This is a genomic window from Micromonospora sp. NPDC051925, from assembly GCF_044548625.1.
Taxonomy (GTDB): Bacteria; Actinomycetota; Actinomycetes; order Mycobacteriales; family Micromonosporaceae; genus Micromonospora.
This window is the reverse complement of sequence record NZ_JBIUCH010000002.1, coordinates 8,440-22,624: the sequence shown is the minus strand read 5'-3', so window position 1 is coordinate 22,624 and position 14,185 is coordinate 8,440. Positions and strand designations below refer to the sequence as shown.

The following is a 14,185-nucleotide window of genomic DNA, read 5'->3' as shown; positions in this document are numbered from 1 at the left end:
GGCCGACAGCAGGCCCCGGGCTCCCACCGACGCCGACGCCCTCCCGCCCGAGCCCCGATGTCCGGACAAGCCCTATCCCAACCGGTGTCGGCGGTACTGCGGCTGGAGTTGGCCGAACGCGAGCCCGTTCTCGTCCAAGGCGTTGTACAGAGTCAACCAGCCGTCCGGAAAGCGCAGGCCGACAGCGACGGCACCGTCCGCCAGATCTCCGCCAGCCCATTCGAGAAGTTCGGACTCCGGGCTGTTCGAACTGCACGGCGCCTACGGCGTCCTCCGAGTCGACAACGGCCGCATCACGGCCTCCGGGGACGGGTACAGCGGCCTGCAGATCCTGCCGTACGCCGGGTGACAGCCCTGGGTGACCCGGCTGTACGGCCGCACGAGCAGGGTGGCGGCGACCCGCCGACGGACGGCGCGGTGTCGGCACGCGACGCCTCGGCACCGAGCCGAACCACACCACCAGCATCAAACATCTGCAAAGTCCGAAGCTGTGTGACGTCCAACCGGAAGAGGGAAGCAAGAATGGGGTTCTCGGTCTACCTGGCGCTGTTCGCGGTAGTCACCTCCGCCACCGTCTTCGTCGTCGCCCGCAAGCGACTGGGCACTGCGGCAGCGTCCGGGCTGTCGTTTCTCACCTTTCTGGGCGTGGCCACAGCCTCGATCCTGTGGGTGCAGGCAGCGCTCAGCAACATGGACGGTTGAACAGGACCGGTGTGAGAATCGCGGGCCGTCCATCCCGGATGCGTCTCGGCTCCCCGCGATGGGTCGCGGGGAGCCGAGGGCGAGAGGGCCGTGTCGAGGTTCTCGACGGCGCGCACACCGCGTTCATGGTCCGCACCGGGCCACGTCCGGATGGACAGCGACCGACGCCTGATGTGTCTGGGCTCGTCGAAGCTGATCACTTTCGCCCAGAAGACCATCACCGTCATTCCTGCGCCCTCGTCCGTGCCGCGGATCTCCGATTTCCCTGACGGAACTAGGCTCGCTTGATGTTCCAGCCGACCTTCCCGATTCGGACAGCGCGCCTCACCTTGCGCCCCATCACCCTGGACGACCTCGACGACGTGCACGCGTGGCAGAGCCGGTCCGACGTCGTCCGCTGGATGTACGGGGCCGGGCCGCGTACCCGCGAGCAGTCACGGGCGTCGGTGCTCGCCATGTCCGGCGAGGATGCGCTGCGTACGGAGGGCGACTGCCTGACCTTCGCGGCGGCGACAGACCTCGGGGTTGTCGGGATCGTGGAGTTGGTCTGGCGTAGTGAGCCGGACCGGACTGCCGAACTCGGGTATGTCTTCCACCCCGACCACGGGGGTCGTGGGCTGGCCACGGAAGCCGCCACGGCCGTCCTGGACTGGGGCTTCGATGAGTTCGGTCTACACCGGATCTACGCTCGCTGTCATGGCAGGAATGATGCGTCCGCCCGCCTGATGGCCCGGCTCGGCATGCGCCAGGAGGCGTACCACGTGGAGAGCTACCTGTTCCGTGGAGGGTGGGCCGACCGACGCGTCTTCGCCGTCCTGGCGGAGGAATGGCGTACCCGCCGCGCCCGGCGTAGAAGCGTCCAGGCTCCCGATCCAGGGCAGGGGTGCCGGTGAGAAAGTACGCGAGATTCGCTCCGCCCTTGTCCGGCAAGATCACCACCAGCCGTGACAGCGGGGTTCGATAGCGCAACCGGGTGAGGACGTCGTTGTTCTCCGCGCCGAAGGCACCGGCCTGACCAGGGCCAGGCCGGCAGTGACGGTGACATCCACCGATATTAGCGGGTCCGGACTGCCCGAATGGTGGAGCATGAATCGGTGACCATGGATTTAGGATGGTCGGGCAGGCTCGTCGCCACTCCGGAAGGACTCGCCATGCCCCAGCCGCTCCGCCGCAGGCTCACCCGTCTCGCAGTTGTCACCGCTGCCGCAGCAGCCGTCAGCTTCACGGTCCAGCCGACCCCGGCCGCCGCCGTGCAATTCGACTGGAACGGCTATTTCGTGACCTACGACGAGTGCGAGCTCTACCGCATCCAGGCCAGCTACTGGGGTGAGGTGAGCAACAGCTGTGAGTACCGCACCCTGCCCAACAGCGAGTACGACGGCTGGTACTTCCGGGCTTGGCTGCCGGGGTAGGACCGCCGGGCAACCGGATCAGGTCGCCGCAGCACCCGCCGGGCTGATGCAGGGGCGCCCGTGGAGATCACGGTGCCGTGAGCCTCGTACTCGACGATCACCACCTCGGGATCGGCGGTCCGGTGGATCATCGTGTTGCAGTACTCGTCGATCGTGACGAGGCCGTTGGCTTGCCGGCCAGGAACCCGCGGAACTGGTCGCGAACCTCCACACAGCCCGGTATACCTGCTGGTCGGACGCCAGATGAACCCGTGACCGGACCCAGCGCCCGCGCCACCAGCGCGCAACAACGCCTCCGAAGCGAGGAGCGCATCCTTGCCGCAGCCCGCCAGATCTTCGCCGAACTCGGCTACGACCGGACCGCGATCCGGGCCGTGACATCGGCCGTCGGCGTCGACGCCGCCCTGCCCCTCCCGGCGGCGCTCCGTGGGATGCCGGCAACCTGCCGCAGCGGTACCGGCATCCCACCCCGTCATCGCGGCGCAGCGCTACCCGCAGCACCCGCCTGCCGAGGCAGCGGACAAAGGGGTGGACGCAAAGGCCGTGCCGTGGCCGACATTCGCACGGTAGTCGGGTGCCGCCCGCGAGCAGCGCCACCGGTCGAATTCCCGATCAAGTGAGAACCGCACTCTCAATAGGCGAATCAAGATGGAGTGAGGCCACAGGCGGCTCCGAACTGCAAGGCATTGAGATTCTCATCTCCGCCGCCAGGGTTTGTGTCCGACGGGGAGACACCGAACCTATGCTTGCCGCCGGAATACCTGACGCCCGATCGGGCCGAAGGAAGGCACCAATACAAGGATTTGCGAATGGGCCGGGAATCTGCTCTGCATAATGGCACCGGTGGCGCCAGCAGAATAAAGCCAAGTAGCGCAGCGCCAGCCTCCAGCGCAGAGGACGTCGCGCGCCGATCCGCGGTTGCCGAGGAACAGGAGTTTCTCGACCTGGCCACGGCCCGACGCGACAGACTTGTCGACCACCTACAGGCCGAACTCTCGTCCCACGCCCTGGACGCGTTGGAACGGGCGCGGCTGCGCATGCTCCGCCAGCAGTACGAGGAGCTACGGCGCGCACAGGAAGGGCTGGTCTTCGGCCGCCTCGACGGTCTTGACGGCACCGTGCGGCACGTAGGCCGTGTCGGTCTGCGCAGCGACGACGAGGACAGCGAACCGCTGCTGTTGGACTGGCGCGCTCCCGCAGCTCGGCCGTTCTACACCGCGACGGCTGTCGACCCGCAGGGCCAAGCACGGCGCCGTCACATCCGCACCACGGGATCAGCCGTCGTCGGCGTGGACGACGAGCCGCTGGATGGGGCCATGACGACGGAACTCGTCGGTGAAGGCGCCCTGCTGGCCGCCCTGGATCAGCGACGCACCGGTCGCATGTCGACGGCGATCTCCACGCTGCAACGCGAACAGGACGACATCATCCGGGCGGAGGCGACCGGCCCGCTGATCGTTCAGGGCGGCCCCGGCACCGGCAAGACCGTGGTTGCCCTGCACCGCGTCGCCTACCTGCTGTTCGCCCACGCGAAGATGGCCGACCAAGCGATCCTGGTCCTGGGCCCCTCCCCGCGGTTCCTCCAGTACATCGCCCAGGTGCTGCCCGCCCTCGGCGAGACCGCCGTCGTCTCGGCGACCTGCGACACTCTGCTGCCCGAAATCCGCGTCGGCCGCGACGAGAGCCGGCTTCTCGCCGAAATCAAGGGCCGCGCACTCTGGCAACCCGCGCTCGAAAGCTACGTCACGTCGCTGCTCCCCCGGCCCCGCGAGCTGAAGCTGCGCTGGGCGGGCGAGTTCTACGTCATCGCCGCCGCCACCGTGGCACACGCGCTCGCCTCGGTGCAGGGACGCCCGTACCACCGCGCCCGCCAGGCGTTCGCCGAGCAGCTGCACCACATCCTCGCCGAAGCCGTCGTCGAACAGCGCGAGGTGCTGATGAACGAGATGGAGGAGGGCTTCGAGGACATCCTCGCCCGCGTCGACAGGAGCATGCAGCATGACCACCAGCTCCGCGGCGGGGCCACCGGCAGTGACGTCGACGGGCTGCTCTCCGAGGAAGAAATAGAAGAACTTCGGTGTCGTATCGCGGAGAACGCGACCATCGCCCGGTTCGTCGAGGCCTGGTGGCCCACCGTCGACGCCGAGACCCTCCTGCGTGATCTCCTCTCCGACCGCACCCTGCTGGCCCGCTTCGCTCCCCGGTTGTCCACGGAGGAGATCACCGCCGTCTCCGCCGAGCCCGCACTGTGGGCATCGAGCGACATCCCCCTGCTCGACGCCCTCGCCGACCTGCTGGGCGAGGTCGAGGCCCCGCCACCACAGGGCGAGTTCGTCGCCGACCACGCGCGCCGGCAGCGCGGCTGGGTGTACGGCCACGTCGCCGTCGACGAGGCGCAAGAGCTGTCCGAGATGCAGTGGCAAATGGTCCTACGGCGTTGTCCCAGTCGCTCCGTCACCGCGGTCGGCGACATCGACCAGGCGGAGGCAGCGCACCGCCACACCAGTTGGGCGCAAGCGGTGCAGGCAGCTTTCGGAGAACGCTGGACCGCTGCGGAACTGACCATCTGTTACCGGACCCCGCGCGAGGTCATGGAACTCACCGAACCCGTCCTGCGGCAAGCCGGTAGCCACAACGCCCCGCCACGGGCGGTACGGTCCTCCGGCATCGCCCCCTGGGTGCTCACGATCACGCCCGCGGAGCTTGCCGACACCGCCGCCCGAGCGGTGCGACAGCTGCGGGAACGGTGGCACGGCGGCACCGTTGGCGTCATCGCCCCCGCCAACCGCATCGCCGAACTCCTGGCCGTGCTGAGCGATGTGCCGGTGCTCACCGCCGCCCAGTCCAAGGGACTGGAATGGGATGCCGCGCTACTCATCGACCCCCAGGGCATCGCCGCCGAACCGCGCGGCTGGAACGGCCTCTACGTCGCGCTCACCCGATGCACCCAGGAACTCGGACAGCTGGTTCTCACGTAGCCCCACTTGCCGGGCGTGCCTGGGCCGGGTTGGGCCGCGACACAGCAGCGACGTGGACACCGAGCATGGTCGGCCAGGACGCCAGCTAGGGGCCGGTGTGGATCAGCGCCGCCCACAGTTCCGGGCGGTCCGGGTGCTCACGTCGTACCCGATCGATGGCCTTGTCCAGCGCGACGGCCGCACCGTCCGCGTCCAGGTGCTTCCCGGCCTTCAGGCCGGCGTAGACGTCGTCGGCGACCTGGGCCGCCACCCGGTCGGAGACCGCCCACTGGCTGCCGATGACGTGCCGGAAGCCGGCCATCTGCAGCGCGGCGGTGAGATGGATGGCCTCGTCGGGCAGGTCACGGCCACCCGCTGCGGTGCGGCACGCGGAAAGGTAGGCGAGGTCGGCACCGCCGGCCGACCGGCTGCGGGCGGCGAGACGGCCGGCCAGGTCCAGGACGCTGAGCCTGCCGTCGACCAGGCTGAGGGCGGCGGCACTGGGCCGCGTGAAGTCCTGCTTGCCGTGGCAGGCGAAGTGCGCCCAGCTGTGCTGTTCGAGCGCGGTCAGCACGCCATCGACGGTGGCGCTGCGGCCGGACAGCACCCGTAGGGCGGGCACGTGCGAGCTGACCGCACGCAGCTCGTCGCTGACCGCCGGCAGCGGTGCCTGGCCGGGCAGGGTGCCGAGTCCCACCGCAAAAGCCCGCGGCGGTCCGGGTGGCGCCGGGGTGGCGCGGGCGCGCAGCAGCGCGGACAGGCTCGGGGTGTAGGACGACACGCATCGGGCGGCGACCGAGATCCGGCGTTTCGCGGCAAGCGGCGCGCTCGCACCGAATCGGCCGGCGGCGTGCAGCGGCAGCATCGTCAGCGGCCCGGTCGGGCACCACCACACGCGGTGCCGCCGCTCCGGCGCGCTACCGAGGATGTCGTCGAGGGCCGTGCAGACGGACTCCCCGACGGTGTCCCAGAGCCACCGTTGCAGCGACACCAGCGTCTGGTGCAGCGCGACCCGCTCGGCCGGCCCGCCGCCCCCTTCCACCGCCCGCTGCACATCGAGGAACGCCGCAGCACGATGCTGTGCCGTGGCGTGGGACAGCCACGGGAGCGGCACTGCCCGTACCCCGTCGGCGGTGACGATGATCGCGTCGCTGCGCCACCGCGAGGTGTTGACCAGCACCGCCGCACCGCCGGTGGTCGCGGGCTGCAGGGCGGCGAACGACGGCGGATGGAGGAAATTCTCGAAGCCCGGGTGGCGGCGGGCCCCGGCCACGAGGTTCTCCCAGTGCTCCGCCAACCGGCGGCGGTGACCGGCTTCCTCGGTCTCGGCGCGATGCGGTCCACCCAGCGCGCTGGTCAGCAGGTCACGGCCCATCTCCCAGCCGGGGTGGGCCGGCAGTTCGACGATCTGAGAGGCCTCGGCCCCGTCCAGTTCCCGGCGCGTCCGGTCGAGCTCGTCGGCGAGCGCGGGCGCGACCGCGGCCAGCTCGGACAGGTCGCTGCGGGTCTGTAGGGCCTGTGACCACAGCACCTGGCGGCCCTGCTCCAAGAGCTCCACCGCGCGTTCCGGCTGCCCGGCAGCGATGGCCCAGGCAGCCGCGTCGCCGGCCAGGCCGGTCACCGCGGTCAGCCGCTTCTCCTGCACGGTGCGGTCCAGGCCACGCCACGCCAGCAGTGGCAGCAGACCCACGGCGGTGCCGTACGCCTCCAGGGCCAGCTCCGCGTCGCCGGCTTCGGCGGCGGTCTGCGCCCAGGTGCGGGCCGCGGTCATCCGGATCTCGATCGCACCCGCCCGGGAAGCCGACGACGAGCGCCACATGCCGACTGCGGCGTCGAGGTCGGCCGGGTCGTGATCGATCAGGTAGCGGGTCCGCAACGCCATGCCGAGCACGTTGAGGGCCCGTGCCCGGTCCGGGTGACCGGGTGAGAATCCGGCCAGGGCGGCCATGCCGGTCTCGACGGCGTCGCTGACCCCGACCGGGTCGCTGCTCATCCGGGCCCGGATGAGCAGCGAGTGCGCCAGGCTGATCAGGTGGCCGGCCCGTTGCGTGCCGGCCGTCGGCGAGTCGACGGCCTCCCGGGCGCTACGGATCGCCTCGTCCAGGTGCAGCGACGAGTTGCTGCTGAGGCCGTGCACGACCAGCAGGGTGCCGTGGGTGGCCAACAGTTGCGCGCGGACCGTACCGATGTTCGGCAGGTCTGCGACGACCCGCCGGCTGACCTGGACCGCCTCGTGCAGGTCGGCGTCGTCGTCACCGTCGGCACTCACCCAGCGCTGCACCAGCGCGATCACCAGCACGCCGTTCAGGGCGGCCCGGTCGACGTGCCGCTCAGGCATGGCGGCCAGGCCGCCGCGGCAGTGCTCGATCGCCTCGTCGATGTCACGGGGGCTGCCGGTTCGGGCGAAGCGCATGACCAGGCAGAGGGCCAGGAGCTGACGGGCGGTGAGCATGTGGTCCGGGTCGGTGGACCGGTGGATCTCCCGGCTGAGCCGGACGGCGGTGTCGACGTCCGTCAGTCGTCCGAACCTTTCGAAACTGAGCCGGTACACGTTCACACAGCGGATCAGCACGTCCGTCCGGATGGGGTCGCTCTCGCCGACGGCGGCCACCGCGACGTCCGCGTGCCGCCTCGCCACGGACAGGTCCGCCACCTCGCGCCGGTGTTCGAAACGAAAGCCGACGACCGAGGCGAGCTGGGCATTGACGTACGGCCACCACGGATCGTCGGGCGAGGTCAGCGCCGTTGCCTTCTCGGCGGTGGCCACGGCGGCGTCGAGGTACGCCGGGTCCGAGGTCCGGCCGCGCAACATCAACACGGTGGAGAGTGCGGCGAGCACGTCCACCCGGGACGGATCGGCTGCGAGCAGGTCCCGCGCCAGGCCCTCGGCGCGGACCAGCAGCGATTCGTCGCCGCTGTCGTTGTACGCGACGATGAGCGGGTCCACCGCATCGATGTTGTCCGCTGCGGATGGCACCGACTCAGTAGATTCGACAGCAGCCGGGGCGTCAACCGACAGGAGTGTCGTGCATGGAGCAACGTCATCTGCTGGCATCGTTGTGCGCCGCCGTGCCGACCTTGCGCGAGCGTGCGGAGGCGGGGCTGTGGACCGACCTGCTCGACGAGACACTCGACGACCTGGCCGCCGGCAAACCGGTGGTGGAGGTCTGCCGGCAGCTCGGCTGGATGGTCGAGATCGAGACGGAGCGCAGCGTCGGCACCAGCCCGTCGTTCCCCGACTATGCCGAGGGCGCCCAGCTGGAGGGTCTCGCGCCGGTGGTGCTGGACGGCGACTACCGCTGCCCGCGCCACCGGTGCTCGCGCCGGGCCCACCGCGACGACCGGGGCCGGGTGCCGCACTGTGCGCTCGCCGGGACGCCGATGACGTACCGGTCCGAGCCATGATCGAAGTGCTGCTGGGCGAGGTCGGACGGCGCATCAACGACCGCTGGCTGACCCGGGCTCTCGGCCCCGCCCTGCTGTGGTGCGCGGTGGCCGCCTTCGCCGTACTCCCGGGTCGCAGTTCCGTCTTCGACGTTTCCGGCGCGGCGCTCGCCGCAGCCGACGCGCTCGATCGACTGAAGGACCGGCCCAGCCTGGCCGTGGTGGTCGGGTTGCTCGTCGTCGCGACCGCTGCGACGGCCGCAGTCGGCGCTCGGGCGGCCGGCAGGGTCGCCCGCCAGATCTGGCTGGGGGCCTGGGCCGGCCCGGCGAGCCGGATCGCGGCTGCGGTGACCGCTCGCCGGCGTGCCGCTGCCGTACGTCGCTTGGCCGAGCAGCGCCGGGTGGTTCCGGCGGTGTACCTGCCGGCGCGTCCGACGTGGATCGCCGACCGGATCCGGCTCGCCGACGACCGGGTGGCCGCGCAGTACGGCCTCCGCCTGGGCCTGATCTGGCCGCGGCTGTGGCTGCTGCTCAGCGCCGACGGGCGGACCGACGTGATGCAGGCACGCGACCGGCTCGACCGGGCCGTCGCCTCGGCCGGCTGGGCGGTGCTCTATCTCGCGCTGACGCCATGGTGGTGGCCGGCGGCGCTGCTCGGCGCGACCCTCGGTGCCGTCTCCTGGCGGCGGGCCCGGTCTGCGGCGGGCCTGTACTCCGACATCGTGGAGGCGACCGTCGACCTGCGTCACCGCAGCCTGGTCGCCGAGCTGGGCTTCCCGGTCGAGGAGGGTCGTCCGCTGCCGCCGTCCACCGCTGGCGCCGTCAACGACCTGCTGCACAAGGGTGCCAGCGGTCACGGGCAGGAGGCCCGGACCGGTGCGGAGAGCGAGCTGACGTGGTATCCGTCACCGTCCTTGGCGAGCGACAGCCGGGAGCGCCAGCAACCGGATGACGAGCCGTCACCGCTCGGCGCGAACACCACGTTGACCTGAGGGCTGCCGTTGGCCGCGGTGCGGATCCCGATGATCGTCGCGACGTAGAACGGGCCTTTCCCCGTCAACGTGGCGACGCGGGCGGCCTGGGTCCTGCTCGGGTCGTCCAGGGGTGGTGTCTCGTTGTTGATCGAGCAGAGGAAGCTGCGGACGGCGGAGACTGCGGCTTTCGTCCGGGCGGACGTCCGGTTCAGGCCCCGTCCCACCTTGACGTCGGCGAGGAGACAGAGCTTGACCCGGGGATAGCGGCTCCCGAGGTCGAAATAGGTCGGCAGGGGCAGGCCGGGATATCCGGGCACCCCTCCCGAGCTGCCAGTGGGCGAGACCAGACCCGGAATCCTCGTCGACAACCCGGGGTAGGCAGGCGGCTGGGTGGTGTTCCACCAGAATCCCGTCGGCAGGTTCTGCCGGGCCTGCGGGGTCGTGCCCGACGAGTCGCCGTTGGCACTGATCAGGCCGGCCAGCACCGCGATCATGGTCATCGCCGCGACGACGAGCGGACCCCAGCGTCGGCCGGCCGGTTGAGGACTGACCACCCTGGGCTTCGGGATGATCCGGCGTACGGGGTGCTGACCTGACGCGTTCTGGCGCGTCGACTCCTGGCGTGGCGGCTCCTGGCCCGTCACGGGAGCAACCGGTTCCGCTGGCGGCGGCGTCGGCGGCGTGCGTTGGATGCTCCGGTCCAGCGTGTCCAACCACTGCTCCGGAGCCGGCCGGCGTTCCGGAGCAGGGTCGAGACTCTTGCCGGCGAGGGCGACCAGCTGCCGGTCGAGCCGCCGCCGGGCCGCGTCCGGATCACGTGTCTGCTGGTCACCTGCGAACAGGCGAACCGCGAGCAGCCCGAACTTGAACGCGTCGGTGGCCGGCGTGGCCAGTTCCTCGACGTCCGCGTCCGGCACGTGCCACTCGGGGGTCTCCGCCTGCGCCAGCACCGAGTCGCCGTGCAGCCGCATCGCGTCGCAGTCGATGAAGTAGCACCGTGGCCGGGCGTCGAGGCTGAAGAGCAGGTTGTTCGGCGACAGGTCGCCGACGCAGACGCCGAGCCGATGCAGCAGGGTCAGCGCCTCGCCGGTGTCCCGCAGCAGCTCGAGGCGCATCCGCTTGTCGATGTGCAGCCCGCGGTCGAGCAGGTAGTCGTCACTGTTCAGTAGGTACTGCACCTGTGCCAGGACGGTGTCCGGCCCTCGCGGCAGTTGGATCCGGACCCGGAACCGGTCGGGCACCCGTGGCATCAGGAACCCACGGACCACGCCCTCCTTGCGGACGATCGCGGTGGGCCAGGCGGCGAGACCGAGCAGCGCGTCCCCATCCGGTCCGGCCTCGGCGGCGAGCCGGACGAAGCGGTTCAACGTGGTGACGTCGACGTCGTCGACGAGCCGGCTCGCGTACTCCTTGTAGACCCACCGCGGATCCTCGGCGAGGGCGTAGACCGTGCCCTGACCGCCGACCCCGATGCGGGTACGCGGGCCGAGGGCGGAGAGGCTCACCTCGGGCGGCAGCGGGCTGGTCATGACGGATCGGACGACACCGGCCAGACGGCCAGCACGGTGCGATCGTCGTCCCACGACCCGCCGGTGAAGTCGAGCATCCAGGCGAGCCGGGTCATCGCAGGAGGCGTGGTCAGCCCGTCGCGGAACAGTCGCCCGAGGTCCCCGGTGCCGTCGCCGAGCGGCTCGGCAAAGCCGTCGGTGGCCAGCACCAACACGTCGCCCTCGGCGATCGCCACCTCCACCGGGTCGACCTCGGCGGGCACCCGGGGCAGGGCGGCGACACCGTCCGGGAGCAGTTCGTCCTGCGGGTCGGACAGTGCGGCGAACAGCGGCTCCCACCTGCCGTCGCGTAACCGCCAGGCGGCCGAGTCCCCGACCCGGACCAGCTGGGCGACGGCCCGACCGGGGCCGTCCGGCCGGACATGGGCGATGACCACGGTACTGGCCAGCAGCGTCTCGGCCCGCTGCGGATCGGTTTCACCCAGCTGCCGCCCGGCGTACTCCACCAGCGCCCATCCGGCGCAGCGCAGCAGGTCGTGCCAGTCGATCGGGGCGTCGGCGCGCAGCAGATAGTCGACGACCGTCCGGCACACCATGGTGGCGCCCAGGTGGGACAGCGGGGCGTTGGAGACCCCGTCGGCCACCACCGCGATCACCGAACCGCCCGCCGTGGCCAGCGCGAAATCATCCTGCCGGGGTACGCCGGACGCCCGGTGGCCGGGCCCGCGCACCGAGGCCGCCCGCACCTCGAAGCCGACCGCCGCCCAGCCGTCGATCACCGTGTCCGGTCGGTACGGCTGCGTCTGCGGGGCGCGGGCCGACAGCTCCGGGCCCGTCGCCCCGATCAGCGGAGGCGCCCAGTCGAAGGTCACACCACGTCCACGGCCATCCGGAAGCTGTCCGGCCGCTCCACGACCAGCTCCGCCGTGTCACCGCCGACGGCCTGCCCCGACCTGATGACGCTGCGGGTCAGGGCGGTGCAGAACTCGGCGATCGCGAAACCCACCTCCACACCCGGCGTGGCCACGAACGCGAACTCCGGCCGGGTCGCCACATGCAGAATCGTCTCGGCACGCGCGTCACCGATGCCACACGCGATGATGTTCGGCGCGGTCGGGGTGCGCTCCCGATCGATCAACTCGGCATAGACCGGCTCCCACTCGCCCGGGTCGGTCGGTTGCCCGTCGCTGAGGAAGAACACCGCCGGCCGATGCACCGCGAAGCCCTCCCGCTTGAGGGCCCGCACGTCGGCCGGGATCCGATCGATCAGCAGGCTGAACGCGACGCCATAGGCGGTCCCGGCCCGCACCGACAGCTGCGGCAGCGAAGTCTCGTTGCGCAGGTCGGACAGCGCCGAATGAACGATCACGTCCTCGGAGAAGCCGACGATCGAAAAGCGGACCTTGGCCGCCGCGAGGGGCTCACGCAGCAGTGCGTCGTGTAGCGACCGCAGTCCCGCGTTCAGCTCGTCCACGACCGGAGTCATGGAGACGGACTCGTCCGCCACCAGGTAGACCGGCAGCACCCGCCCAGCAGTCTCAGCCATGCACACCCCGCAGACCATCGCAAGTGGACGGCATCAACGTAGCACCGCCCGTCTATACGAGAGTCACGCTCAGAAAGGGTCTCGCCCGCGTCCACGGCCAGGATCACGGCCCGCTCCGGCGGATTGCGGCTCAGGCCGAGCGACCCGCTGCCGCTGGTTGGCCGCCGGGTCGTGCCGGTGGCGAAGCTGACCTCGGTGATCGCCACCGCGATCGAGTCGGCCCGGTTCGGCTCCGACCACCTCGCCCGGCAACTGGCCGAGACCGCCGAGCGGGTCACCTTCTGCACGGCAGCGACGTCGAGCCTCCGCCACTACGGCTTGACGGTGACCTGATGGTTCTCACAGGCGGCAATGAGCCCGGGAACAGCGCGAGCCAAGGTGACCTGCTCGAAGTTGTTCGTCTCCTCATAACCGCGAGGATCCTGCACCCGCTGCACCATGCCCACCGCGAACACCCCCGCCGACCTCAGATCCTCATGAGCGGAACGCTGAAACAGCTCACCCACCCGCTGCACCTCATCGGCAGGCGCGACGTCACCCTGCGTAGCCCGCACCACAAACCCCGCCGATCGACACGCCGTCACCCCAGGATCCTCATCCTCCCGATCAGCCCACTGCCAGTACGCCGCCGCGCCACCGCCACCCACCACGAGTAGCACAAGGGACACCACCAACAGACCGACCCAACCGCGACGCCGCCTCGGCACCTCGGCCACAGAATCAGCCCCGGAGTGGTCCTCAGTCACGCGAACGTCCCTTCTCGGCACCGGCAACAACGAGGACGGCAAATTACCACCTCGACTGGGCCTCACTTCCTCGACCAAGCCCAAGCCGCGACCACCGGCAACGCCAGCAGACGGCTCGCCTCGACGCGCATCCACCACACCACCCGGCAGTGACTCGGCAACCGCCGCCGGACAGTGACCGGTACTCAGACATCCCACAACAATCCGGCAACATCAGCACTCCGGCCAGGTACCGGAACACCGGCAACCAGACCAGCCCGCGGTCACGGTTCGTCTTCCCCAGACCAGACGCGCCGTCTCGCTGAGACCGCCCCCATCAGCCACACCACAAAGGGGTACGACAGACCCACTCCTCGAGACCACAGGGCCCGACAGAAACGAGTGCTCCGGTATGCACGAACTTCACGTACGAGCGATACGGCTCCGTCCACACTCATCGACCACCGCTGGCATCGACCACCGCAGCGCGGCTCCAGAAGCACGACCGGCCGGTACGCTCACCCATCAAGCACCCGAACGCGACAATCAGACCCAGGGAAACTCCACGGAGATGATCTTGCAAAGCAAAGTGAAGGAAAACCACGGATTTGATCTTTAGCACCCCAGGTCAGGAAGTCTGCTCCCCGCGCAGGCGGGGGTGATCCCCGGGGGTCGTCCCCGGCTGCCACCGTGCCCGCCTGCTCCCCGCGCAGGCGGGGGTGATCCCCCTGTTCGGCAACGCGCCCGATGGTCTGGGCATCTGCTCCCCGCGCAGGCGGGGGTAATCCCAGCAGTCGAAACCGCATCCCCGATGCTCTGAGCTGCTCCCCGCGCAGGCGGGGGTGATCCCGACGGTCTCGGACGGGGCCCGTCCGGTGTACGCTGCTCCCCGCGCAGGCGGGGGTGATCCCGACGGTCTCGGACGGGGCCCGTCCGGTGTACGCTGCTCCCCGCGCAGGCGGGGGTGATCCCGACGG

General features: G+C 70.5%; 11 protein-coding genes and 1 CRISPR repeat array. Of the genes, 6 read left to right on the top strand and 5 right to left on the bottom strand.

The features are described from left to right. Positions 1-522 precede the first annotated feature (522 nt). The 4 genes from ACIG87_RS03050 (at position 523) to ACIG87_RS03035 (ending at position 5,092) form a co-directional block, all read left to right on the top strand. The gene (locus ACIG87_RS03050; RefSeq protein WP_396847649.1) at positions 523-702 is read left to right on the top strand and encodes a hypothetical protein; all 180 of its coding nucleotides are present in this window, start codon (positions 523-525) and stop codon (positions 700-702) included. Positions 703-989: 287 nt separating this feature from the next. Next, positions 990-1,595, top strand: coding sequence for a GNAT family N-acetyltransferase (locus ACIG87_RS03045; RefSeq protein WP_396847647.1), 606 nt, complete (start codon positions 990-992; stop codon positions 1,593-1,595). A 258-nt stretch (positions 1,596-1,853) separates the two neighbouring features. After that, positions 1,854-2,114, top strand: coding sequence for a hypothetical protein (locus ACIG87_RS03040; protein ID WP_396847645.1), 261 nt, complete (start codon positions 1,854-1,856; stop codon positions 2,112-2,114). Between the two features lie 746 nt (positions 2,115-2,860). Continuing rightward, positions 2,861-5,092: a HelD family protein gene (locus ACIG87_RS03035; protein WP_396847643.1), complete on the top strand. Its 2,232-nt coding sequence runs from the start codon at positions 2,861-2,863 to the stop codon at positions 5,090-5,092. An 85-nt stretch (positions 5,093-5,177) separates the two neighbouring features. Here ACIG87_RS03035 and ACIG87_RS03030 read toward each other — a convergent pair whose 3' ends face one another. Continuing rightward, positions 5,178-8,048, bottom strand: a complete 2,871-nt coding sequence (locus ACIG87_RS03030; protein ID WP_396847641.1) for a CHAT domain-containing protein — start codon at positions 8,046-8,048, stop codon at positions 5,178-5,180. Between the two features lie 53 nt (positions 8,049-8,101). On the opposite strand from ACIG87_RS03030, the gene ACIG87_RS03025 reads away from it, so the two are divergent. Beyond that, positions 8,102-8,476 carry a hypothetical protein gene (locus ACIG87_RS03025; RefSeq protein WP_396847640.1) on the top strand — a complete coding sequence of 125 codons (375 nt, stop codon included), beginning with the start codon at positions 8,102-8,104 and terminating at the stop codon, positions 8,474-8,476. A gap of 832 nt (positions 8,477-9,308) precedes the next feature. On the opposite strand, the gene ACIG87_RS03020 is transcribed toward ACIG87_RS03025, so the two are convergent. From ACIG87_RS03020 to ACIG87_RS03010, 3 genes are read right to left on the bottom strand one after another with little or no spacing between them, the layout of a single operon-like run. Next, complete coding sequence (locus tag ACIG87_RS03020; protein ID WP_396847638.1) at positions 9,309-10,958, bottom strand: hypothetical protein; 1,650 nt, start codon at positions 10,956-10,958, stop codon at positions 9,309-9,311. Continuing rightward, entirely contained in the window at positions 10,955-11,809 is an 855-nt protein-coding gene (locus tag ACIG87_RS03015; RefSeq protein WP_396847636.1) for a protein phosphatase 2C domain-containing protein, read from the bottom strand. Before ACIG87_RS03015 ends, ACIG87_RS03020 begins: the two co-directional genes overlap by 4 nt. Beyond that, positions 11,806-12,483 carry a hypothetical protein gene (locus tag ACIG87_RS03010; RefSeq protein WP_396847634.1) on the bottom strand — a complete coding sequence of 226 codons (678 nt, stop codon included), beginning with the start codon at positions 12,481-12,483 and terminating at the stop codon, positions 11,806-11,808. Before ACIG87_RS03010 ends, ACIG87_RS03015 begins: the two co-directional genes overlap by 4 nt. 177 nt (positions 12,484-12,660) lie before the next feature. Between ACIG87_RS03010 and ACIG87_RS03005 the strand changes: the two genes are divergently transcribed. Further along, a complete protein-coding gene (locus ACIG87_RS03005) occupies positions 12,661-12,816 on the top strand; it encodes a hypothetical protein (protein ID WP_396847633.1) in 156 nt (51 codons plus the stop codon). On the opposite strand, the gene ACIG87_RS03000 is transcribed toward ACIG87_RS03005, so the two are convergent. Next, complete coding sequence (locus ACIG87_RS03000) at positions 12,795-12,989, bottom strand: hypothetical protein (protein WP_396847631.1); 195 nt, start codon at positions 12,987-12,989, stop codon at positions 12,795-12,797. The two genes, ACIG87_RS03005 and ACIG87_RS03000, sit on opposite strands and share 22 nt — an antisense overlap. A gap of 856 nt (positions 12,990-13,845) precedes the next feature. After that, positions 13,846-14,180: direct repeats of the CRISPR family, unit length 29 nt; unit sequence CTGCTCCCCGCGCAGGCGGGGGTGATCCC. Positions 14,181-14,185 lie beyond the last annotated feature (5 nt).

What these genes read in the sequence shown, in the direction of transcription:
- ACIG87_RS03010 (WP_396847634.1), bottom strand. Translation starts at nt 12,483, where the DNA reads ATGGCTGAGACTGCTGGGCGGGTGCTGCCGGTCTACCTGGTGGCGGAC.
- ACIG87_RS03025 (WP_396847640.1), top strand. Translation starts at nt 8,102, where the DNA reads ATGGAGCAACGTCATCTGCTGGCATCGTTGTGCGCCGCCGTGCCGACC.
- ACIG87_RS03050 (WP_396847649.1), top strand. Translation starts at nt 523, where the DNA reads ATGGGGTTCTCGGTCTACCTGGCGCTGTTCGCGGTAGTCACCTCCGCC.
- ACIG87_RS03020 (WP_396847638.1), bottom strand. Translation starts at nt 10,958, where the DNA reads ATGACCAGCCCGCTGCCGCCCGAGGTGAGCCTCTCCGCCCTCGGCCCG.
- ACIG87_RS03045 (WP_396847647.1), top strand. Translation starts at nt 990, where the DNA reads ATGTTCCAGCCGACCTTCCCGATTCGGACAGCGCGCCTCACCTTGCGC.
- ACIG87_RS03040 (WP_396847645.1), top strand. Translation starts at nt 1,854, where the DNA reads ATGCCCCAGCCGCTCCGCCGCAGGCTCACCCGTCTCGCAGTTGTCACC.